The 21930-nt window shown below is 67.6% G+C and carries 15 protein-coding genes and 1 pseudogene; 4 read left to right on the top strand and 12 right to left on the bottom strand.

Annotated elements, in window-relative coordinates; genetic code table 11:
* Positions 1-24: 24 nt before the first annotated feature.
* On the top strand, positions 25-933 hold the full coding sequence (locus AC1DSZ_RS00245) for a LysR substrate-binding domain-containing protein (RefSeq protein WP_476836398.1): 909 nt from the start codon (positions 25-27) through the stop codon (positions 931-933).
* 95 nt (positions 934-1028) lie between these two features.
* Here the strand turns inward: AC1DSZ_RS00245 and AC1DSZ_RS00240 are convergent, their stop codons facing one another.
* Positions 1029-1343, bottom strand: a complete 315-nt coding sequence (locus tag AC1DSZ_RS00240; protein WP_476836397.1) for a putative quinol monooxygenase — start codon at positions 1341-1343, stop codon at positions 1029-1031.
* A 7-nt stretch (positions 1344-1350) separates the two neighbouring features.
* A complete protein-coding gene (locus tag AC1DSZ_RS00235) occupies positions 1351-2715 on the bottom strand; it encodes an NAD(P)H-dependent oxidoreductase (protein WP_476836396.1) in 1365 nt (454 codons plus the stop codon).
* Positions 2716-3220: 505 nt separating this feature from the next.
* On the opposite strand from AC1DSZ_RS00235, the gene AC1DSZ_RS00230 reads away from it, so the two are divergent.
* Together AC1DSZ_RS00230 and AC1DSZ_RS00225 are read left to right on the top strand one after the other, a co-directional pair.
* A complete protein-coding gene (locus AC1DSZ_RS00230) occupies positions 3221-4261 on the top strand; it encodes a TRAP transporter substrate-binding protein (protein WP_476836395.1) in 1041 nt (346 codons plus the stop codon).
* Complete coding sequence (locus AC1DSZ_RS00225) at positions 4258-6138, top strand: TRAP transporter large permease (protein WP_476836394.1); 1881 nt, start codon at positions 4258-4260, stop codon at positions 6136-6138. The genes AC1DSZ_RS00230 and AC1DSZ_RS00225 overlap by 4 nt, the downstream gene beginning before the upstream one ends.
* 379 nt (positions 6139-6517) lie before the next feature.
* Here AC1DSZ_RS00225 and AC1DSZ_RS00220 read toward each other — a convergent pair whose 3' ends face one another.
* The 5 genes from AC1DSZ_RS00220 to AC1DSZ_RS00200 all read right to left on the bottom strand — a co-directional run bounded on the left by AC1DSZ_RS00220 (position 6518) and on the right by AC1DSZ_RS00200 (position 10086).
* The gene (locus tag AC1DSZ_RS00220; protein ID WP_476836393.1) at positions 6518-6745 is read right to left on the bottom strand and encodes a hypothetical protein; all 228 of its coding nucleotides are present in this window, start codon (positions 6743-6745) and stop codon (positions 6518-6520) included.
* Positions 6742-6957: a hypothetical protein gene (locus AC1DSZ_RS00215; protein WP_476836392.1), complete on the bottom strand. Its 216-nt coding sequence runs from the start codon at positions 6955-6957 to the stop codon at positions 6742-6744. The genes AC1DSZ_RS00220 and AC1DSZ_RS00215 overlap by 4 nt, the downstream gene beginning before the upstream one ends.
* Before the next feature lie 176 nt (positions 6958-7133).
* Positions 7134-8906, bottom strand: a complete 1773-nt coding sequence (locus AC1DSZ_RS00210) for an ABC-three component system protein (RefSeq protein ID WP_476836391.1) — start codon at positions 8904-8906, stop codon at positions 7134-7136.
* Positions 8903-9145 carry an ABC-three component system middle component 6 gene (locus AC1DSZ_RS00205; RefSeq protein WP_476836390.1) on the bottom strand — a complete coding sequence of 81 codons (243 nt, stop codon included), beginning with the start codon at positions 9143-9145 and terminating at the stop codon, positions 8903-8905. Before AC1DSZ_RS00205 ends, AC1DSZ_RS00210 begins: the two co-directional genes overlap by 4 nt.
* On the bottom strand, positions 9142-10086 hold the full coding sequence (locus tag AC1DSZ_RS00200; RefSeq protein ID WP_476836389.1) for an ABC-three component system protein: 945 nt from the start codon (positions 10084-10086) through the stop codon (positions 9142-9144). Before AC1DSZ_RS00200 ends, AC1DSZ_RS00205 begins: the two co-directional genes overlap by 4 nt.
* A gap of 297 nt (positions 10087-10383) precedes the next feature.
* Here AC1DSZ_RS00200 and AC1DSZ_RS00195 point away from each other — a divergent pair, with 297 nt between their 5' ends.
* On the top strand, positions 10384-12426 hold the full coding sequence (locus AC1DSZ_RS00195; protein WP_476836388.1) for a methyl-accepting chemotaxis protein: 2043 nt from the start codon (positions 10384-10386) through the stop codon (positions 12424-12426).
* A 75-nt stretch (positions 12427-12501) separates the two neighbouring features.
* Here the strand turns inward: AC1DSZ_RS00195 and trxA are convergent.
* The 5 genes and pseudogenes from trxA to tsaE all read right to left on the bottom strand — a co-directional run.
* Positions 12502-12834: pseudogene (gene trxA, locus AC1DSZ_RS00190) on the bottom strand (thioredoxin); the annotation flags it as partial.
* A 75-nt stretch (positions 12835-12909) separates the two neighbouring features.
* Positions 12910-16371 carry a double-strand break repair helicase AddA gene (addA, locus tag AC1DSZ_RS00185; protein ID WP_476836387.1) on the bottom strand — a complete coding sequence of 1154 codons (3462 nt, stop codon included), beginning with the start codon at positions 16369-16371 and terminating at the stop codon, positions 12910-12912.
* Positions 16368-19523, bottom strand: a complete 3156-nt coding sequence (gene addB, locus AC1DSZ_RS00180) for a double-strand break repair protein AddB (protein WP_476836386.1) — start codon at positions 19521-19523, stop codon at positions 16368-16370. The genes addA and addB overlap by 4 nt, the downstream gene beginning before the upstream one ends.
* The gene (locus AC1DSZ_RS00175) at positions 19524-20258 is read right to left on the bottom strand and encodes a nucleotidyltransferase family protein (RefSeq protein WP_476836385.1); all 735 of its coding nucleotides are present in this window, start codon (positions 20256-20258) and stop codon (positions 19524-19526) included.
* A gap of 97 nt (positions 20259-20355) precedes the next feature.
* Positions 20356-21924: a tRNA (adenosine(37)-N6)-threonylcarbamoyltransferase complex ATPase subunit type 1 TsaE gene (gene tsaE, locus AC1DSZ_RS00170; protein WP_476836384.1), complete on the bottom strand. Its 1569-nt coding sequence runs from the start codon at positions 21922-21924 to the stop codon at positions 20356-20358.
* Between the last annotated feature and the right edge of the window lie 6 nt (positions 21925-21930).

The raw sequence follows: 21930 nt of genomic DNA, 5'->3' as shown, positions 1-21930 counted from the left end.
GTGTTGCTGAACTCTGGCGCAAGCATGCAGCTTCCCATCAAGGCGGTCAGTGTCTTCCACGTCACCGCGCGGGCGGGAAGCATAACGCGCGCCGCCGAGGAGCTAAGCGTAACTCCGTCAGCTGTGAGCCAGCAGATCCGTGCTCTCGAGGTGCAGCTCGGCGTCTCGCTGTTGAGCAAGAAAGGTCGGCGCGTGGTCCTGACCGAAGCCGGCGAGCGGTACTTCTCGGCAATCAGCGATGGCTTCGAACGCATTACCGACGCCACTCACGAAATTCGCGGGTTTCGCACTGTCACTCGGCTGACGATCCGCGCCACGCCGACGCTCTCCAACAAATGGATCCTGCCGCGGCTTCAATCCTTTCTGGATGGGAACCCCGAGATCGAGCTGAGGCTGGACGGTACCAACGAGCCCACCGATTTCAATCGCGAGCTGGTCGACATCGAAATCCGCCATGGCGACGGGCGGTGGCCCGGATTGTTCGTTGAAGGCCTCACGGAGGAGACCTTCATGCCCGTCTGCGCTCCACACTACGCGGCTGCGGGAAGTCTTGGCGCCGACGAGGTGGCGAGCCGTAATCTGATCCATTCGGTCAAGGCGCAGGCGCAGTGGCCCCACTGGTTCAAGCTCGCGGGCGTAGCCCCGGCGAGCCAGTGGCGGCGCCTTCTGTTCGACCGCAGCCACATGGCCATCGACGCGGCGGTGAATGGCATGGGCATCGCGCTCGAGAGCACGCTAATGAGTTGGCGTGAGCTATCGGAGGGCCGGCTCGTCTGCCCGGTGCGCGAGTCCCCTCCGGTCCGGCTGACGACGCAATGGATCGTCTGCCCGACGGACCACCTACGCCAGAAGAAGGTGCAGCGCTTTCTAGAGTGGATCCGGGCCGAGCGAGTTATCTGGCGGCAAGAGTTCGACGCCGGCAAGGCACCGTGAGCTGACACCGACGCCGCTCAGGCTTTGTCGCGCCGCCGCCCGAACGGTTGAGGGCCGCCATGCCGAACATGACGGCCCTCAACCTATTCTCATTCTCAGCGCGACGTCGGATTTTGAAGCAGGCCAAACCGCACCGGCAGCTCCGCTTCGATAAGCGGCGGAAAAGCCACCCTAAAGCGTTGCAGATGCGGCGTCAGCAGATGCGCGTCGAAGGCGGCGCGATCGTCGTAAACCTCGTAGAAGATCACCGTGGCTCCGCCCTCGGGCATAACGACGTCGAATCTCCGGCAACCGGGCTCGTCCGCGACGCTGTGGGCGGCGTCGTCCGCCGCCGCTTCCAGAAAGGCGTCGAGGCGCTCCGGCTTAACCCGGAACTCGGCGATGACCACGAAGGGATTTGGCTGCGCCATGACACCCTCAGCCCGCGAGCCGGGTTGGCGCCGGAACCCGAAAGCGGGCCTCCATCTCGCGACGCAATGCAACCACGTCCATGTCGTCGACGAGCTCCACGTCGTTCACCGTCACGATCGTGTCGCGCGCGACCGGGCGGACCACCTTGACGTGATGCGCGAGGCCGATCGGCAAGGCGCCGAGCCGCAGGCTGCGTTCCGCCGGAATGGCGTTGGCCCAGACCGCGAAGCCGCCCTCTCCGTCGAGGTATTCACCGGGCGCGAGGTCCTTTTTGGCGGTCGCGACGGCGTCGCCGCGGAACTCCTTGGAGCAGCCGGTCGGCTCGTTGCGGAGCACGGCTGACAGGACGCTGATCGACGTCTCGAGCCCGATGATATGGAAGGGACGCCACATCGAAGCGTACCAGCCGGACGGATCCGTCAGGAGGCCATATTGCTTGAAGCACGCACGGGCGTACTCGTTATGGGCCTGGAAGGTCACGAACACGCCGTAGCGGATGTTGTTGAGCACTTCGCGCCCATCGGGCTCCTGGCTCGCCGCGATGTCGACGAGGCCGGAGCGCGCCATGCGGCCGCCATCCGCCGCAGGCCGGAACACCTTGGCGAGGTCCTGCAAGCCGGCGGGCGGAAATGCGAGCCCGTCGTCGGGGCAGTCCAGACCGGCGCCGTTCGCGACCGCCGCCATCTCGATCGCGGCCTTCGTGCCGTCCGTGAAGGAGTTGTACATTTTGGGATTGAAATCGCCCTGGGCGACCTCTTCCTCGGTCCAGCCGAAGAAGCCCCACACCGTCTCGGGGGTGGAATAGCGGTAGCGCGGCTCGAAGTTCATGCCCTTGCCGGCCGCCGTGATCTCGAACCCGCAGGCCCGGCCCCAATCCACCAGCTCACAGATCAGCGCCGGCTGGTCGCCATATGCCATGGAGTAGATCACGCCCTTCTGGCGCGCTTTCTCGGCGAGAAGCGGGCCGACCATGACGTCCGCCTCAACATTCACCATGATGACGTGCTTGCCGGCGTCGATCGCCTTGAGGGCGTGCCGGGCGCCCGCGAGCGGATGTCCGGTCGCCTCGATGATGCACTCGATCTCGTCGCAGGCCAGCATGGCGTCGACATCGTCCAGGACACAGGTCTGGCCGCTCTTCATGGCGTCGCCAACCGCCTTGGCGGCGTAGCGTTCGGCGGCCCAGCCGACACGCTCCAGGGATTGCCGCGCCTTGTCGACGTTGAGGTCGACAACCGCGACCATGTGAAACCCGGCGATCCGCTGCGCCTGGGCCAGCACCATCGAGCCGAATTTGCCTGCGCCGATGAGGCCGACGCGCACGGGCCGGCCCGCCGCAGCGCGCGCGGCCAGCAAAGAGTAGAGGTTCATGTTCGCCGTCCTTGGTGATTGCGGTCCGTGTGACCCAGCCGCCTGAGACGGCGGCCGCATCCTCCTTTGCCGACGTGACCCTCGCAGCGAAGCGCGGCCGTCGGTATGCGGGAAGGATAGCAACCTCAGTCTTTAGCTCAATTTAGAAACACACCTTCATCGTGTAGCTGCGCTAATGAACGTGACTTGAAGAAAGCTGCCGCCCGCTCCGAAAGGCCGCGACGCGTTGCCCAGGCGGGCCCTCGATCGTTTAGTTCCGCTAAACAAAGGGACTGTCGATCTGAATTGATCTTCACTGACCCGCTTCCTACTGTCGGCCCATAAGGAATGCCTCCGGGACCAACCGGGCGCTTCGAGGAAACGACGGGAGGAAGAGCGGCCGACGCACGCATCGTGCTCCGGCGACGCATTGCTCCCTTCCTAACGCACTGTTGGATGCTTGCTCCCGACAGGGCTCGGCACGACGGACGCAGCACGCGAGATCTGCGCGCCAGGGGAGGACATCATGACATTCAAAAACACATCGAACCGGACGCCGGAACTTTCGCGCCGCTCGCTTCTGGCCGGCGCGGCCGCCAGCATCCCGCTGTTCGCGATCGGCACGGGCCGGGCCCGCGCGGCTGAGTTCAGTTTCAAGGTAGCGACCGGCCAGTCGCTGACGCAGCCCATCAACGCGCGACTGGAACAGGCCTGCGCGCGCATCCAGCAGGCCTCGGGTGGCCGGCTGGAGATGAAGTTCTTTCCCGCCAGCCAGTTGGGATCCGACACGGACCTCATCACGCAGGTCCGCTCCGGCGGCATCGAATTCCTCAACATCGCGGGCTCGGTGATCTCCACGGTGGCGGCCGGCGCGGCGATCACGAATGTCGGCTTCGCGTTCGTGGACTACGATCAGGCCTGGCGCGGGGTCGACGGCGCGATTGGCGAATACGTCAAGAAGCAGATCGAGAAGGCCGGCCTGCAGATCGCCTCCAAGGCGTCCGACAACAGCTTCCGCCAGATCACCTCCGCGACGAAGCCGATCAAGACGCCTGCGGACCTAAAGGACTACCGCATCAGGGTGCCGGTCTCTCCGATCTTCACGTCGCTGTTCTCGTCTCTCGGGGCCAACCCCACCTCGATCAACTTCAACGAGCTCTACACTGCCCTGCAAACGAAGCTGGTCGACGGGCAGGAGAACGGCCTGGTGGCGATCGACTCGGGCAAGCTCTATGAGGTGCAGAAATACGTCTCCGAGACCAACCACATCTGGGATCCCTTCTGGCTGGTGGGCAACCGCCGCGCCATCGCACGCCTCCCTGCCGACCTGCAGGAGATCGTGGGCCGCGAGTTCGATCGCGCCTCGCTGGAGCAGCGCGACGACGTCGCCAAGCTCAATGGCTCGCTGAAGGCGCAGCTCTCCGCCAAGGGACTCGTCTTCGAGGCCGCCGACAAGCCGGCGTTCCGGTCGGCGCTGACCGCGTCGGGGTTCTACAAAACCTGGAAAGAGAAGTTCGGCGCCGAAGCCTGGGGCGTGCTCGAGTCCGTCACCGGAGAGCTTGCATGAGCATCGCGGCCCCTCAACACGGCGATTGCGAAAGCGAGCTCACGCTCGCGTCGCCAGGCTGGTTGGACACCCTCGACGCCGGCTTCAGGCGCCTCGTCGAGGTTCCGGCCGCTCTGCTCGTCGCCGCGGAGGTGCTGATCCTGTTCGTGGGCATCTGCGCCCGCACCTTTCACCGGCCGATTATCTGGTCGGATGAGCTGGCGTCGATCCTGTTCCTGTGGCTCGCGATGTTCGGGGCCGTGGTGGCGCTGCTGCGGGGCGAGCACATGCGCCTCACCTTCCTGGTGAGCGGGCTCTCCCCGCGGATGCGGGCCTGGACGGAGACGCTCGCGGTGGGCGCGATGTTCATGCTCTTCGCGCTGATGCTTCACTCGGCCTATGACTACACCGAGGACCAATCGTTCGTGGAAATGCCGGCGCTCGGCTGGTCGGGGGTCGTCCGGGCCGCGGCGGTGCTGGTGGGCTTCGTGCTGGCCCTGCTGGCGTGCGGCATCAAGCTGGCCCGGCATCGGCTGGTGGATGTCGCCGCCGTCGGTGCGCTTCTCGGCGGGATCGCGCTTGGCCTCTATCTCGCCGCGCCACTCCTGGTGGCGGCCGGCAACTGGTCGCTGATGGTGTTTTTTGTCGGCCTGCTCGGAGCCGGCGTTTTGGCCGGCGTGCCAATCGCCTTCTCGTTCGCGCTTGCCACGGCGGCCTATCTCCTCACCACCACCTCCACGCCGCTGACCATCGTGGTCGGCCGCATGGACGAGGGCATGAGCGGGCTCATCCTCCTCGCCATTCCGTTGTTCGTCTTACTTGGCCAGCTGGTGGAGGTCACCGGCATGGCGCGGGTCATGGTAGCCTTTCTGGCCTCCCTGCTCGGCCACGTGAAGGCAGGCATGTCCTATGTGCTGCTGGGCGCCATGCTGCTGGTGTCCGGCATCTCGGGCTCCAAGACGGCCGACATGGCCGCGGTTGCGCCGGTGCTGTTTCCGGAAATGCGGCGTCGCGGCATGAAGGATGGCGAGCTTTTGTCGCTGCTCGCCGCCTCGGGCGCGATGAGCGAGACCATTCCACCCTCCATCGTGCTGATCGCAATCGCGTCGGTGACCGGCGTGTCCATCGCGGCCCTGTTCACGGCCGGCATCATGCCGGCTTTGGTGCTGGCGCTCGTGCTGGCCGTCGTGGCGCGCTGGCGCGCCGGGCGCGAGGAGGACCAGACGGTCGTGGCCCGCGCGCCCATGAGCGTCGTCGCCAAGTCGCTCGCGATCGCGCTGCCGGCGCTGCTCCTGCCCTTCCTGATCCGCACCGCCGTCGTGGAAGGCTTCGCCACCGCGACCGAAGTGTCGACCATCGGCATCGCTTATTCGCTCGTGCTCGGCATGCTCGTTTACCGGGGCGGGCTCAAATGGCACGCCGCGATCCCGATGCTCGCCCGCACGGCGTCACTCTCGGGGGCCATCCTGTTCATCGTCGGCGCGGCCAGCGCCATGTCGTGGGCGCTAACCCAGTCGGGCTTCTCCCACGCGCTCGCCGCCGCCATGGCGGCGGTCCCGGGTGGTCAGATCGGCTTCCTGCTGGTTTCGGTGGTCGCCTTCATGGTGCTTGGCAGCCTACTTGAGGGCATCCCGGCCATCGTCCTGTTCGGACCGCTCCTGTTTCCCATCGCCAAGCAGTTCGGGGTTCATGAAGTCCACTACAGCATGGTGGTGATCCTCGCGATGGGCCTCGGCCTCTTCGCCCCTCCCTTTGGGCTTTGCTACTACGCAGCCTGTATCATTGGGCAGGTTGCGCCTGAAGCGGGCATGCGACGGATCTGGATTTACCTCGGGTCCTTGTTCATCGGCCTATTGGTCCTAACGTTTATTCCTTGGTTCTCAATCGGATTTCTCTAAGGGAACTAGCAAACGGACAATACGCACGCGTTCGACCCGGTCCGCGTTGCGCCAGAAGCGGACTTCCGATGATTTCCCCCGAGTTTCTGCTCATTGAGCGAGAGCAGACAACCGCGGCTACGTTTCGGGCGAACAGAACCTTCTGATGGTGCGCCACATGCAAAGCGTCGGCCGGAGCAAGACCGCCAATCACGTTTAACGTCGCCGCAGGTTCGCCTTTGAATCTGCCTTGCCATCCTTTGCGGCCGCGGATGCCCTCGGGAGGGGACGGAGGCTCAATTGAGTGGTCCCGTTCCTAAGCCGCAATGCAGCAGGGGCGGGCACCTTTCGTAGGCGCGACGCCTCGCTGGCGCGCCGCTTTTCTGGATAAGCTGGTCACTCAATCGCAGTAGAAGACAGTGATGTCGCCTGGCGGATCGAGGCCTGCTGCATCAAAGGCGGCCAGCATCAGGTTCTCTGGCGTGTGCCCGTTGACGTTTGGCTTCCTCAAAGACAGATACGAGTCCCCGTCGAAGAAAATGAAGGTGGCCGGGGTTTGGCTGACAACTCGAAATCCACGTTGACGCAAGTGTGCGACCACTTCCGCGAAGTCGACGCAGTAGATCACCAAGCCGCTTCCGTCTCGTCCTCGAAGATCAGAGCGGACAGCATCTCGGGCTTCGTGCCGCGCAACTCAAGAAGCTTCTGGGTAAGAGCAACGGCCTCGATCTGCGCTTCCTCAAGCGTTTCGCCGGTCGCGAAGAGTCCTTTGAGCTGCGGCGAGGTGAAAGTGTGGAAGCCATCTATCGTCCTGTGGACGAGTGAGATGCGTTCGCTCATGGCGGCCCTCCTTGGCCCCGTTCGCGTAGGCGCTTGCCCGCACATGGCGCTTACATCCTTGCATATGCCTGCACGTTTGCAGCCTAGTCAATGAGGCATACGGTCCCGGGGTTCCCGCATGAGGACCCACTCCCTCTATGACGGAAAAGACTTAAGGCCCGCTTACAACGCCCATGTTAGTCGAACCGGAAGCCGAAGAGACCGCCAGTCACGTCCGCGTCTGAAAGGGTAGGCGCGACCACGGCGGACCGAATCTCGATCTCGGGTGGAAAGACCAAGCTATTGAGAATGTCCGAGTTCATCGTGACGATGTACTGGCCGCCCGCCATGGTCGCGACCTCCGCTCCGGTTCTAATCGCAATGGCCACCTGGCGGGCGTCGACGCCGTCGAAAAGGTGGCTGTCGTGGATCAGGAAGCCGGGCCCCTTGTGACGCTCGGCCCAAAGGGTGAATAGGACGAGGTCCAGGCAGAAGATCTCCATGTTGGCTATCCCGCCGCCCCGGTCCCCCTCGATCGAAATCCGGAACTCGGGGCCGTTGTCGGTGGCGGCGACCTCGAAGTTACCCTTCCGGTCGGCGTAAAGCGCCCGGATCGCCCGCCCGATCAGCAGGATTGACCTGTCGAGCCGGTCACGCCGGGTGTGGTGGTCCTCCTGAAGCCGGCGCTTCACGCTGGCGCGGTCGATCTTGAGCTGGGTGCTCTCGCTTTCGAGCGCCTCGGCCGCCTTGAAGCGCTCAGCCAGGCTCGCCGCCTCCGCGTCGGCTTCCGCCAGACGCCTCTGCATCGCGGTGAAGTCTTCGAGCGCCCCGCGCCCTTCGAGATCCCGGAGCACGGCGCCACGGAGAGCGTCGAGCTCGGCCACGCGCTTCTGCCCTCCTTTGATCTCCCTGCTGAAACGCTCAAGCTCTTCCTGGAGTCGCAGCCGGCGGTTCTCGACAACCGATTGGTGGAACTGCTCCACATCTTGGAAGCGTCGCCGCGCCGTCTCGGGCAGTTCAACCCCCACAGCCTCGTATAGCCGGCTAACGTCGCCGCGGTCCGGCACCCGCTCTCGCTTGAGCGCCTCCTCCAAGTGACTTAGCGTCTCACGCAGGGGCACAGCCTTGCGAAGCAGCGCCTGCATCTCAGCCTTGGCCTGGGTCGCCTCAGCCATCATGGTCTCGTATTGCTCGTGCACCTGGAAGCGGGCCAGCTCCTCGCGCAGGCGGTCGGCCCGGTCGCGCGCCTGAACCATCTCCGGGCGCAGTTCGGCCACGGACCCGATCACGGAGCCTAGGACGCCGCCCTTGGCAGCCTTCTTCAGCTCTTCGAGCTGGCCCTCGCGCTGGCGCAGACGATGAAGGTCGTGGGCAGGACGCCAGTCGAGCCCGAGCAGGTAGGAGAGGCTGACCTGCCAGTCCCAGCGCTGCTGCTGCTCTGCCTGTTTTTCCGGATGCATGAAGCCGCCCGCGCCGGCGCGCCGGGCGAAGTAACCGAACATCGGCCTGAACGAAGGCGTATAGCTCTCCTCGAAGCTGGACCCCTTCACAGTTTTCGGGAGCTCGAAGAACTGGTGGCCCAGGAACTCCTTCCAGGCCTCATTTGAGACGGACAGCTCGCCCGATTTGCTCTCCTTCGCGTCCAGGCCGAAATACGCGACCGTAGCGCCGTCGAGCACGACGCGTGACGGCTTCGCCCCGCGGCGCTCGACTCTCACCTCTCGCCCCGCGATGCGGAACACCCCAAAAAACGCATGCTCTTCCATTTCCTTGTGCCGGGGCAGGCTGCCGGGATCAGCCTTTCCGCCGAGCAGGAAATGCACGATCTCGATCAGGCTGGACTTGCCTGCGCTGTTGCGGGTCAGCCGCTCGCCCGACCCCGGAGCGGAGGTCGACAGCACAATGTTCAGTCCCGCGTGGAACGTCACGGGCCTGAAGGTGGGGAGGCTGCTGCCGATCGACAGGATCATGGCCGCGCCGCCTGCACGACGCCGTCTGCCTCGTCTACGGCCCGGATGGCGTAGAGGAACGTGAGCGCCAGCACGAACCAGTCGTAGGTGATCGCAGCCGCCGGGCGCCCAGCGCGCACCACCCGCACGCGGTCCCACAGCTCCGACACGTCGCGAGGGCGATCGAGTTGCGCCAGGATGTCCGCGCCGACGCCGATCAGGGCGCGCTGGGGCGACAGATGCTTGCCAGGAAGGATCATGGTTTTACCTTGGCCGGATGATCCTCGAAGATGTCGCAAGCCTCAAACAGGTACGCTAGAAGCGCCTGCGCCGCCACCTGCCGCGCCGGGGCGACGGCGCCGACGCCCGTGATGCCCTCGTAGAGGGTGTGCAGGATCTCGCCCGGCCCCAGCCCCTGCAGCTTCAGGGCATCGTACCTGCCGCGGAAGATGCGGGCGAGCCGCCCGCCCATCTCCGGATCGGGGTGCTCGTTGACGTAGTCTTGAACAAAGGCAGCGTTGGGAGTCGCGGCTTTCAGGATGCCCCGCCAAAGCGTCGGGATCTCGTTTGTTTCCATCTTGTTGAACGGTACCGGCTTGGGCGCTGCGGCGGGGGGCACGTCGCCGGAGACGCTGCCCATCACGACCGAGATCAGCCCGGCGACCTCCTCAATCCGCAGGTTCTGCGTGTCCGCAGCGTTAGCGGCCGGCCCTATCAGCCTTATGATCTCCGCCTCGCTCAGCTCGAAAACTCGCTTGGCTATGCCCTCCGGACCGACGAAGCCGAAACGGTGGTGTGGGTTCGCGGCGCTCAGCTCGTGGAGCTTCGCCATCACGTCGACCGGAACACCGTCTACAAGGTTGTGAACGAAGCTCCAGCCCTTTATGAGTCGCGCGAGCGCCCCGACTGCCTTGGCGTAGTCTTCGCCCATCTTGGCAATCACGGACGGAAGCGATAGCCCGGCGTCGTGGATCCTGCCGTAACACTGGAACAGGTCGCCCGTCGAAACCAGGTAGCCGTCGCACCCCTTGTCGCCGGCGGAACCCCACGGGCGCGTGCGCACGAAGTCGTCGCCGTGCCGCCGCGCCATCACGTCGGAGAAGAACTGCTGGAAGGCGTCGCCGCTTGCGCGCAGCAGCCGCACCTCCAGGGCGAGCTGCCACTGGTAGGCTTGTTCCGGTGTCATCCAGGACGGGATCATCGGCTGAGGGGCGCTCGCGGGAGGGGGTCGGCTCTGCGTCGTCATACGAGGGAGCCGGCTGAACTGATCTAGTTCACTTCGCACCGGCGGCCAATAGCCCCGCTACGCTCCGCTTGTCGGGCGCGGGTATGGCCCCCCGCGATGGCCTCCTTCCAGCTTTAGAGCTGACTTTCGGAGCGGTAACTCGCCAGGTCCGCTTTGGGTCAGAAGCAGACTGAATCCCGAACGTCGCGCGCTTAACTCTCCATTTGGAGGTCAGCTGCAAAATTGCTCGCTCTTGGGCTGTGGGGCGAAGCTGTGAAGTCGATTCGTGCGAAAATATCTATTCTGGTGTTCACTGTAGCCGCGGCGGGCGCCATCGCGTGCATGATGTGCTTGATGGCTCTTTGGCATATTGGCCGTATCGGACAGCTACAGGACCTTCAGCAGGATATTTCGTTCAGGACCGAGAAGATCAATCACCTCGTCACCGGCGTCGTAATGGACTCTCGCGGGATCTATATTGCGAAGACCCGAGACGATGTAGAAAAGTTTGCCAAGCCTAACGAGGTCCGGTTCGCCACGCTTCAGAGCTCGGCGGCAGACCTCGGAAAAATTATCCCTGCGTCGGATCGGGCGCGCTTCGAGAAACTCTCTGCCACAATCGCCGACTTCATTGCGTTCAGGAATGAGACGATTCGTTTGGCCCGGGAGGTGTCCGCCGCGGCGGCGGATGCGCAAGGCAACAACGATCTGAACCGGCAGAATCGCCAGGCTCTTAACGACGTCCTTACAAGCTTTAGCGCGAGCAACGAGCGAGCTGGAGTTGCCCTAAAGGAAGAGGCCGACCGTGCTTCGGCGATTGTCGGTCGATTGCTTCCAGTCGCCCTCGTTTTCTTGCTCGTGGGCAGCGGCATCATGGCGTGGCGGTTCGTTTCAAGGTCTGTGACCACGCCACTTGGCGATACGACGGCACGAATGCAGTTACTTGCCGACGGTGAGTACGAAGCGGCAATCCCTCATTTGAAAAGGACGGACGAGATCGGCGCGATGGCCAGGGCTCTCGAGGTTTTTCGTGAGCGTGCGGTGCGCATGCGGGAGTTGGAGGCACAGGAACGCACCGCCGTGGCCGAAAGAGCCGCGCGGGCAGAATCCATGCTCGCTGTGGTCAACGATGTGGGCCAGGTCGTGGCGGCCGCGGCGGCGGGCGACTTCTCGGCACGGCTGGAGATCGATACGACCGACGCAGAGATGCGCAAACTCGTTCAAGGCATCAACGAGATCAACGCCGTGGTGGACAGCGCCACGACGGAGTTCGCCAGCGTGCTCGACAGAATCGCGCAGGGCGACCTGACCCAGACGGTCGCGACAGCCTACCGGGGCCGTTTCGCCGACCTGAAGTCGGCGATCAACGACACCGTGGAGCGCCTGTCCGAGACRGTKGCRACCATCCAGGTGACGGCGACCGACGTCGGCAGCGCCGCSCGSGAGATCAACTCGGGCGCGGACGACCTGTCGCGGCGCACCGAGGACCAGGCGGCGTCGCTGGAAGAGACCGCGGCGACCACCGAGGAACTGGCCGCGTCCGTGAAGGCGTCCGCGATGTCGTCGCGSCAGGCCGTGGAGYTGGCCGAGGACGCCACCAAGGTGGCCGAGAATGGCGGCAAGATCGTYTCCCAGGCGGTGGACGCGATGGCGCGGATCGAGCTGGCGTCGCAGAAGATCACCGACATCACCAGCGTCATCGACGAYATCGCGTTCCAGACGAACCTSCTGGCCCTGAACGCCGCGGTCGAGGCCGCGCGCGCSGGCGAGGCCGGCAAGGGYTTCGCCGTGGTGGCGTCGGAGGTTCGGACGCTGGCGCAGCGCTCCAGCGAAGCCGCCAAGGACATCACCGGGCTGATCAACTCCTCGACCCAGGAGGTCGCGCAGGGCGTCAAGCTGGTGCGTTCGGCCGGCGAGGTGCTGGACAAGATCGTGGGTGCGTCGCAGCGCGTCGCCAGCACGGTGGGAGAGATCTCGACCGCCTCCGCCGAGCAGGCGAACGGCATCGACGAGATGAGCCAGGCGGTCGCCCAGATGGACCAGATGACTCAGCAAAACGCCGCGCTAGCGGAACAAAGCGCCGCCTCGGCGTCGTCGCTGTCGTCGCAGATCGAGCGCCTGAACGAGATCGTGGCGACGTTCCGCACGCGCGGAGGATCGATCGGCCACACGGCTCGTCCGGCCGAGACCGAGCCGGCCCGCCTGCGCGAGCTGGCCGCGGAGGCGTTCAAGTCGAAGGCCGCCAAGGCGCCGGCCCGCGCGCGGGTCGCTCCGGCGCCCCGCAAGGCGGCGAACGGCGGCTGGGACGAGTTCTAGACCGGCAGCAACGCACGCATAAACAAAGCCCCGGAGCGATGCTCCGGGGCTTTTCGCTGAATCAACTGCAGATTGTCAGATCGCGGACTGGATCCACTTGGACAGGCCGCCCTTGGAGTCGGCGCCCACCTTCTGGGACGCGATCTTGCCGTCCTTGAACAGGAGCAGCGTCGGGATCGACCGGATGCCGAACTGGCCCGCCACCTGGGGGTTCTCGTCGACGTTGAGCTTCACGATCTTCACCTGATCGCCCATCTCCTTGGAGATCTCCTCCAGGGCGGGGGCGATCATGCGGCAGGGGCCGCACCACTCGGCCCAGAAATCCACCACCACGGGCGTGGACGCCTGCAGGACGTCGGTGGCGAAGGAGCTGTCGGTGACTTTCTCGGTCATGGGAGCCTCGCGGGCGAAGAGGGGAGCGGCGCACCCGCCGCCTTGGTTGAGGGGAAGCTATGGATGGGCTGGCGGAGCGTCAAGGCGCCGTCACGCAGGCTTGATCCGCGCAAGGGCCTCGTCGAGCTCCAGCGACGGGATCTCCACCACTTTCGGACCGGACGTCCAGACCAGCAGGCAGCGCACCGGCCGGTCCGGGTAGATCTGGGCCAGCAGCGCCCGGTAAACGGCAAGCTGCGCGAGGTAGGGCTCGGGGACCGATTCGCCCGGGGCTGGGGCGCCGGTCTTGTAGTCGGCCACCAGCACGGCGTCGGGCAGCACCGCGAGGCGGTCGATCTGGCCGGACACAGGGTGAGACGCGCCGCCGAGCCGCAGCGTGCCCGCGATGGGCGCCTCGGCGCGGCTATGGGCGCCGAACAGCGGGGCCAGCGCGGGCGCGTCCAGGATCGCGAGGACCTCGGCGACGAGCCCGGCGCGCCGCTCGGCCGAGAGGCCGGCCCCTCTGGCGTCCACGAGCCGCCGGGCCGCCGACGGCCGCAGGGCGGCGGGGCAGCCGGGCAGCGCCTCCAAAAGGGCGTGCACAAGGCGACCGACGGTGCGGCCATCGCGGTCGCGGCCGGTCCCAACCCGGGCCGGCTCGCCGTCGGCGGCGTCGATGGCGCTGGAGGGGCGCAGCGGCGGCCGGCGCGAGGCTTCGGGCGGCGCCTTGGCGGTAAGCCATGCGGGCGCGACGGCGGCGACGGGCACCTGCGCGGGCGTCTGGCCGGCGATGGCCGGCCACGGCCGGCTCTGCCTGCGCAGCACCACGGCGTCGCCCTCCCCGGCGGGATGCTCCTCCATGAAGGGCGCGAGCGTAGTGCGGATCATCTCGTACCAGCAGGAGTCGCCCCGCTTGCGCGCCCCCTCGAAGCCGCAGACATAGAGGCGGTCGCGGGCGCGGGTCATCGCGACATAGAGCAGGCGATGGTACTCGTCCCGCGCGGCTTCGCGCAGCGCCTCCCGAGCCTTGCGGATCACGGCCGTGTCGCAGGCCGACTTGGGCGACCACACCGGCAGCAACGCCTCGTCGGGGCCATCCGGGTAAGGCACGCCAAAGATGGGCGAGTCGTGGCGCCCATGCGGCTCCGAGCAGGTGTCCGCCATGAAGACGATGGGCGCCTCCAGGCCCTTGGCGCCATGGACGGTCATGACCCGGACCTCGTCGCGCCCGGCTTCCATGTCGCGCTTCACCGTAATGTCGGCGCTCTCCATCGCGTGGAGAAACAGCGCCAGCGAGGGCGTCGCGCGCTGCTCGTGCTCCAGGGCGAGGCGGAGGAACTCGTCCACGGCGTCGCCGGCCTCCGGCCCCAGCCGCGACAGCATGGCCTTGCGCCCGCCATCCGGGCCCAGCACGGCGGCGTAGAAGCCGAACGGGCCGCTCGACGCCGCGAGTGCGTTCCAGCGCGCCATGCGGTTCTGCGCGGCGAAAAAAATCGGTTCCTGAGCCTCCGCGAGGGCGCGCGACAGGCTGCCCGGCCGGTCCGCCGCCAACGTGTAGAGATCATCCTCCGAGAGCCCGACCAGCGGCGACTTCAGCACGCTCGCGAGCGTCAGGTCGTCGCGCGGGGTGAGGCAGGCGCGGCCCAGCGCCAGCAGGTCCATGACGCCGATATGGCTCGTCAGGGCCAAGCGGTCAGCGCCCGCCACCGGCACGTCCGCGTCCTTGAGGGCGCGGATCATGGCTTCGAAGAATGCGTTGCGGCTGCGGACCAGAATGAGGATGTCGCCTGCCGGGATGCGGCGGCCGCTCTCGTCGCCGACCGTGCGCCAACGGCGGATCAACCCGGCGATACGCCTGGCCAGCCGCACGCTGGGCGCCTTTTCGTCGGCTTCGTCCAGAGGCTTCGACCATGCGTCAGGGTCAGCCGTCACAACCGGGGTCTCGACGTCCCAGATCTCGACGAGGCCGGGCGCTTCGGCGCGGGCGCTCTCGTGCACGGTGGCGACCGGGTCGCCGCGGTTCAGGCCTTCGTAGTGCGCGGCGTGCGCGAAGACGGCGTCCACCGAGCGCAGCAAGTCGGGCGCGGAGCGGAACGACAGCGTCAGCGGCCGCTCGCGCCACGCCCAGCGCTGAGGGTCTTCGCTTTCCAGAGCGAGAATCCGGGATGCAAAATGGCGGCGAGACCGCTCGAAGGCTTCGGGCGACGCGCCCTGGAACGAGAAGATGGATTGCTTGGGATCGCCCACCGCGAACAATGTCCGGATGCGGTCGCTCGCCTGCGCGCCGGCGATGAAGTCGTCCGTCAGGGCCCGCAGGATTCGCCATTGCGGATCGCTGGTGTCCTGCGCCTCGTCGACCAGCACGTGGTCGATGCCCTGGTCGAGCTTGTAAAGCACCCAGGCGGCGTCGCTGCGCTCGAACAGCGCCAGCGTCTTGCCGATGAGATCATTGAAATCGAGCGCCCCGCGCAAGCTCTTCTGGCGGGCATAATGCCCGATCACCCCGTCCGAGAGGGTCAGCAGCGCTTTCGTGCGCTCGGTCGCCTCCACGGCTTTGCGCCGGTCCAGCAGATCGTGCACACGGCCGCGCTCGGCCTTCAGGCGATCGGCGAGCGCCGGGTTGGCGGCGCAGAAGCCCATGGTAATGAAACTCGTATCAGCCCGCGGCTTGTGCTCGTTGGTGAGGAACACCGACAGGTAGGCTCCCAGCCGCTCGAGCCCCTGCGCCTCGGCGGCGCGGGCGAGCGCCTGCGCGTGTTTGGTCTCTGTGGCTTTGCCATCGGCGAGGAAGCGCTCGCAGAGCATCGGCCATTCGATTGGCGCGAAGCCCTCGGAGAGGATGCGGCTTTCGACGCTCTCCAGCGTTTCGCCGGGCGCGAGGCCGAGCGCTTCGCCGATCTGCTCGGCCAGCTTGGCGATGCCCTCCCGCCCGCGGCCATAACGCGCCAGCAACGGCCCCAGCGCCAGCGCGTGGGTCATCAGGCTGACGAAGCCGTCCTCGCCCGCGACCTCGTTGACGAGCGAAAGCGCGCGCGAGAGCTCGGCGTCGTTCTCGCCCAGCGCATGCGTCAGCACATGCGCGCGCGCCTGCGCCATCAGGTCGGCCGCCGAGGCGTCGTCCAGCACCTCGAAGCGGGCCGCCACGTTGGCCTCGAACGGGAAGAGATGCAGCACGCGCTCGCAGAAGGCGTGAATGGTCTGGATCTTGAGGCCGCCCGGGGTTTCCACCGCACGGGCGAAGAGGCGTCGCGCCAGCGCGAGGCGGCTGGCGGGCGGGGCCTTGCCGTCCAGGCGCTCGATCTCGGCCGACAGCTTCGCGTCGTCCAGCGTCACCCATTGGGCCAGGATCGAGAAAACCCGGTTCGCCATGTTGGCGGCGGCCGCCTTGGTGAAGGTGAGCGCCAGGATCTTGCCGGGCTTCACGTCCTCAAGCAGCAGCCGGATGATGCGCTGCGACAGCACATAGGTCTTGCCCGAACCCGCATTGGCCGAAACCCAGGCGGACGCCTTCGGGTCCGAGGCTTCCAGCTGGGCGATGCGGGTCGTGTCCGGGACGCGCAGGATCTCGTTCACGGGGCGGCCTCGTCGCCGGCCTCGCCCGCCAGCGACCATTCGCGATAGCGCGCGAGGTGATCGTAGGGAGCGTAGCGCTTGGCGTATTTGGGATGGGGCCGGGACAGGAAGGCGCGCTCGCCGGCGCGGTGCTGGGCCAGCAGCGTCATGAGCTTGTCGAGGTGGTCCTCGGCGAGCTCGTCCACGTCGAAGGGGTTCTTCGAATCCGCGATCGCGCGCTCCTTGCCGGGCTCGGCCGCGCCCGAGAGCTTCACATAGAGGAGTTCACGGGTCCGCAGGCCTGCGGGGACGTTCTGGAACGCGCCGCGCTTGGCCATCGCGGCTTCCAGCGTCAGCTGGGGGCTGAAGCCGACCCGGACCTCGTCGACGCCCGGCATAACGCCGGTCTTGAAATCCACGATCGCGAACTCGCCGCCCTGCAGGAGCTCGATGCGGTCCGCCCGGCCGGTGAGCTCGAACGCAAAGCCGTCCTTCAACGTGATCGCGAGCTTGCCGCCGATCTCCGCAGCGACCGTGGGCCGGGCTTCGCGGCGGCGATGCTCCCATTCGGCCATGAAGGCGGCCATGCGCAGGAAGCGCGGCCACCAGAAGGCTCGAATATCCGGCCGGTCGCGCAGTTCGGGCGTCCTGGCGAATTCGGCCACGCCGAGATCGCGCAGCGCCGCATAGACGTCGGCCGGCAGGTCCTTGGGCCAGTCCTTGCCGAAGCGCCCGATCACCTCGTGCACGAGCATGCCCTTCACGGCCGCGGAGGGCTCGCCCGCGATAGGGTCCAGCGGCTCGAGCCGCAGGATGTGCTTGGCGTAGATCGCATAGGGATCGCGCACCAGCGTCTCGATCTCGGTGACGCTGAGGCGCTTGGGGAAGCGCTCTGCCGGCGGGATCGGCCGCGGGCGGGCCGCGGAGGCGACGCGGGTCGGCTGGTCGAGAAGGCGCGCGAGCGCCAGCATGGCGTCGCCGCGCGCCTTACACGCCTGCCACGCGGGCGCGCCCGCGACGGCCTGCATGCGCTGCAGGAAGCGCGACTGCACGGTGGGGTCGCCCCCGCGCTTCAGCGCACGCGTGACCACGACGCGGCGGGCGCCCATGGCCTGGACAAAATCATGCGTGGTCTGGCCGATGCGCCGCTCGGGCGAGGGCAGGCCGAGATCGTGCCGCATGGGACGGTTCAGGAAGGCGTCGCCACGGGCCTCGGGCGGCCAGGTCTTCTCGTCGAGGCCGCCGATCACGACCGTGTCGGCGCCGAGCAGGCGCGCTTCCAGCAGGCCCCAGATGCGCAGGCGCGGGTGGCCGGTGTCCGGCCGGCGCGTGACGCGCCCGGCCAGCAGGCCCGAGAAGAAGGCCGGGTAGTCGACGAAGCGGCCCTCGATGCCCTCCGTCGGGCGCACGGTGGCGTCATCGAACAACGACGCCAGTTCCTCGCCCGCAGGTCCGACGAAGACGCCGCCGTCCTCGCCGGGCGCAGGGGCGCCCACCTGGTTCAGCGCAGCCTCGTGGGCGGCCAGCACGGACACCAGATTGGTTGCGACCTCGGTCGGGCCGAAGCCCGCAAAACACCGGGCGAGCGCCTGAAGGACATCCCTGGCCGACTGCCAGTCGCGATCCCGCAGGCGGCGGCGCGGACCGGGCATGCGCCTGCGCTTCTCATCATCCCGCGCGTCGATCTCGGCGCGCGCCAAAGCGGCCTCGATCGCCGGAAGCCCCGGCGGCAGCGCGGGTCCGCGCAGAACGCCGATCTCCAGCGTCGAGCGACCGCGCAGAACGGTGGCGCGCGGCAGTTCGAAGCGGCACAGCGGATGGTCCAGCAGCGCCAGCAGCGAGGCCGCCGTGAACTGTTCTGCCGCCGCCTCGGCGACCAGGCGGGCAAGAACGCCGGGGCCGGAACGGCCGAGAGGGAGGCCGGCGGAATCATCCAGCGCGATGTCCCAGCGCTTCAGCTCGGCGCAGACGCGCTCGGCGAGGGTGCGGTCGGGCGTGATCAGGGCGGCCGTCGCGGCGTCGTCCAGCAAGGCCTGCCGCAGCGCGAGCGCGATGGCCTGGGCCTCCTCGCGGTCGTCGGCGGCCTCCACGACGGTCACGTCCGCGAGCGCGGCTTCGGCCAGCGCCGGCGCGACGCGGCCGGCGGTCGTCGCCCAAAGGTCGGTTGTTTCGGCCGGCCGCAGGGCTTCGGACAGGAAGCGCTCGCGGGCGTCCATGGCCGCCGAGGGGCGGGCCAGCTCCTCGACGTCCCGGCGCTCGACGCCGAGCACGCGCAGGAGCCCTGATAACACCGCCTGCGGGTGGCCGGGGTGGCCCGCCTCCGCGCCGTCGGCCGGGATCTTGCGCCAGGACGGCTCGTCGAGATGGAGATCGAGCCCCGGCAACACCACCGCGCCGCGCGGCAGCCGCGACACGGCGGCGATCAGCGCCGCGGTGGCCGGCATGGAGCCGGTGGAGCCCGCGATGATCATCGGCGCGTGCGGGCGCGCGGCGGCGAGCCGCTCGGCCTCGGCGCACAGGACGCGATGGCGGCGCAGGGCCGCGTCCATCAGGCCGAGCTCCTGCCCTCGCTTCGGCCAGAACTCGGCCGCAATGCCCAGGAAATTGCGCGTGATGTCCCAGTAGCGGTCGTAGCGCTCGGGCACGAGCGCGTGGATGTCCGCGACCGTCTTGCCGTGGATCGACAGCGTGTCGATCAAGGCCCCGAGATCGATTGCGAGCCCAAGGGCGTCGGCCGGCGAGGACGGCACCAGAAGGGGCTCGTTGGCGTCCAGCCGCAGCATGGCGCGGTCGACCTGCCGGGCCCAGGCGAGCACCAGCGAGGCGAGTTCGAGCCGGCGCTGAGCTTCGGGAACCTCGGGCGGCAAGGCGGGGTCGTCGAGCCCGCTCCGCAGCGCCTCGAACAGGGCGGATTCCTCCGCCTCGTCCACGTCGCCCAGCGGCGTGATCCGCGGCAGCAGCACCGCGCCGCCATCCATGCGCTCGGCCAGGATCGTCGCCAGCGCGCGGGCGGCGCGACGGGTGGGCAGGAAAATCGCGCCTTCGGCCAGCGACAGCGGGTCGCGACGATCGGGCCAGCCCGGGATCAGCCGGCCGTCCAGCAACGCATCCGCTAGGGTCGCCAGAAAGGGCGCGCCGGGAGAGATCGTGAAGACGCGGGCGGAGGCTGCCATTCAGCGGGCGCTTTGCACCAAGGCGCGCTCGGCGAGCGTGATGCCCTCGGGCGTGCCGACATGCAGCCAGAGCCCATCCAGCCGCAGGCCGAACAGCCGCTCGCGCTCGATCGCGCGATCAAACAGCCGGTTCAGCGAGAACGGCCCTTCGGGCGTATCGGCGAAGAGTGCGGGCGAGACGATGAAAACGCCCGCATACACGAAGGGGGCGACGATGCGCTCGCGACGCCGGGCAAGCCGGCCATCGGCGCCCATCAGGAAGTCGCCCGCGCCGTCATAGCCGGTGGACGACGCCGTGGCGGCCACCAGCATGGCGATGTCCATGATGTCGGGATCGAACATCTCGGCGAGGCGTCGCAGATTGGAGCGGGGGCCGTCGACCCAGAAGGAGTCGGCGTTGAGCACGTAGAACGGGTTCGCTCCCAAGTGCGGCAGGGCCTTACGCACGCCGCCGCCCGAATCGAGCAGCTGGTCGCGCTCGTCCGAGATGATCACCTTGGGATCGCGCCGATCCCGCAGGTGGTCCTCCATCTGGTCGGCCCGGTAGTGGACGTTGACGACGGCCGTGGTCACGCCCGCTTCGGCGAGCGGATCCAGGATGTGGTCGATCAGCGCGCGCCCTGCGACGGGCACGAGCGGCTTCGGCATCGTGTCGGTGATCGGCCGCATGCGCGTGCCGAGCCCGGCGGCGAGCACCATGGCGTGGTCGGGCGTCGTGTGTGTCTGCGCAGGCATGCGTGAGCGCCGTCCCAGGAACAGAAATCATGGCCTTGAGGGCCGCAGCCGGCCCACGCCTGTGCGGCTCGCCCGGTCGGGAGCCAATCCGCGACGGTCAGGCGGGCGGGGCCGAATCGTCCGTCGCAAACAGCGACGGCAGGTTGGTCTCATACCAGTTCTTCAGGTCCGACAACACCGGATGGGACAGGTCGCGGCGGATGTAGCGCTCGATGCGGGGCAGGTGCTTGAGGTATTGGGGCTTGCCGTCGCGCCGGTCGAGCCGGGCGAAAATGCCGAGGATCTTGGTGGCGCGCTGCGCGCCCAGCACCGCATACGCCATGGCGAAGTCGCCCATGTCGAAGCTCGGGTCGGCGGCCTTGCGGCTGCGGGCGTAATGGCCGAGCAGCCGGAGCTCGAGCTCCTCCGACACGTCCACGCGGGCGTCCTGCATCAACGACACGCAGTCATAGGCCGGGTGGCCCATCACGGCGTCCTGGAAGTCGAGCAGGCCGACACGCGCAAGGCCCTGGCGCTCCGGCAGCCAGATCAGGTTGGGGGAATGGTAGTCGCGCAGCGTCCAGGTGTTGGACGCCTCGATGAGCGGAGCCAGGGCGGCGCGCCAGAGATGCACGAAGGCGCTGCGCACCGAGCCAGACACTTCGGCGCCGAGGATGTGCGGCACGTACCAGTCGAGGATCAGCTCGGCCTCGATCAGGTAAGCGTCGAGATCATAGGGCGGCAGGGCGTATTCGCCGTCATGCTCGACAGGGAGCACGGCCGGCAGCTCGCGTCCATGGAGCGCCGCGAGAACGCCCGCCGCCTCGGCGTAGCGCTCCGGAATGGGGCCATGCTCGTCCGTCACCGTCCCGGCGCCGAGGTCCTCGATCAGCAGAAGGCCGGCGTCGAGGTCGCTGGCGAGGATCTCGGGAGCGCTGAAGCCCTCGCGGCGCAGGCCGTCCGCCATGGCGACGAAGGGGTGGACGCTCTCGGCCAGCTTGGCGATGGCGCTGTAGGGCTTGCCCATGCGCACTGGCGGGCCATCCGGCCGGCGCGGCGCGATCATCAGGATGGCGGTCTGGTCGCCAAGCGTGAGCCGCTCATAGGCGCGCGTGGAGGCGTCGCCCTGCAGGTGCTCGCGGTGGGCGTGGATCCAGCCCGAATGGGCCAGCAACTCATGCGTGGCGCTGGCGCGCCCGATCCGGCCCGCCCAGGCGCCGAGACCCGTCAGCACGGCCACGCGGGCCTCGTCACCGGCCGCGAGGTCGAGCGAGAGCGCGATGTCGAGCCGCTCGGTGGTGAGGAGGAAGCCTGCGCGCTCGGGCCATTCGACGAGCACGAGCGAGTCTTCCGACGCCTCCTCCCAGCCGAGTTCGGCGAGCTCGTCCGCGCCGCCGATGCGGTAGAGGTCGGCATGCACCACCGTGAAGCGCGGCGTCGCGTAGGACTGCATCAGCGTGAAGGTGGGGCTCGGGACCTCGAGATCCGGATCGCCGGCGAGCTCGCGCACCAGGGCGCGCACGAAGGTGGTCTTGCCGGCCCCGAGGTCGCCCGAGAAGGTGACGAGATCGCCGGGCTGCATGATCGGGGCGAGTTCGCGGGCCAGGAAGGCCGTGGCGGATTGGTCGCCCAGGCGGACGGTCCAGCGCGCTTCGGGCAATGACGGGCGTGGGGCGTCGTCGACCATGACGCG

This window comes from Alsobacter sp. P4_H11, assembly GCF_056400925.1.
This window is presented reverse-complemented; position numbering and strand designations above follow the sequence as displayed.

What these genes read in the sequence shown, in the direction of transcription:
- AC1DSZ_RS00245 (WP_476836398.1), top strand. Translation starts at nt 25, where the DNA reads ATGCAGCTTCCCATCAAGGCGGTCAGTGTCTTCCACGTCACCGCGCGG.
- AC1DSZ_RS00240 (WP_476836397.1), bottom strand. Translation starts at nt 1,343, where the DNA reads ATGGCGCAGCCAAATCCCTTCGTGGTCATCGCCGAGTTCCGGGTTAAG.
- AC1DSZ_RS00235 (WP_476836396.1), bottom strand. Translation starts at nt 2,715, where the DNA reads ATGAACCTCTACTCTTTGCTGGCCGCGCGCGCTGCGGCGGGCCGGCCC.
- AC1DSZ_RS00230 (WP_476836395.1), top strand. Translation starts at nt 3,221, where the DNA reads ATGACATTCAAAAACACATCGAACCGGACGCCGGAACTTTCGCGCCGC.
- AC1DSZ_RS00225 (WP_476836394.1), top strand. Translation starts at nt 4,258, where the DNA reads ATGAGCATCGCGGCCCCTCAACACGGCGATTGCGAAAGCGAGCTCACG.
- AC1DSZ_RS00215 (WP_476836392.1), bottom strand. Translation starts at nt 6,957, where the DNA reads ATGAGCGAACGCATCTCACTCGTCCACAGGACGATAGATGGCTTCCAC.
- AC1DSZ_RS00210 (WP_476836391.1), bottom strand. Translation starts at nt 8,906, where the DNA reads ATGATCCTGTCGATCGGCAGCAGCCTCCCCACCTTCAGGCCCGTGACG.
- AC1DSZ_RS00205 (WP_476836390.1), bottom strand. Translation starts at nt 9,145, where the DNA reads ATGATCCTTCCTGGCAAGCATCTGTCGCCCCAGCGCGCCCTGATCGGC.
- AC1DSZ_RS00200 (WP_476836389.1), bottom strand. Translation starts at nt 10,086, where the DNA reads ATGATCCCGTCCTGGATGACACCGGAACAAGCCTACCAGTGGCAGCTC.
- addB (WP_476836386.1), bottom strand. Translation starts at nt 19,523, where the DNA reads ATGGCAGCCTCCGCCCGCGTCTTCACGATCTCTCCCGGCGCGCCCTTT.
- AC1DSZ_RS00175 (WP_476836385.1), bottom strand. Translation starts at nt 20,258, where the DNA reads ATGCCTGCGCAGACACACACGACGCCCGACCACGCCATGGTGCTCGCC.
- tsaE (WP_476836384.1), bottom strand. Translation starts at nt 21,924, where the DNA reads ATGGTCGACGACGCCCCACGCCCGTCATTGCCCGAAGCGCGCTGGACC.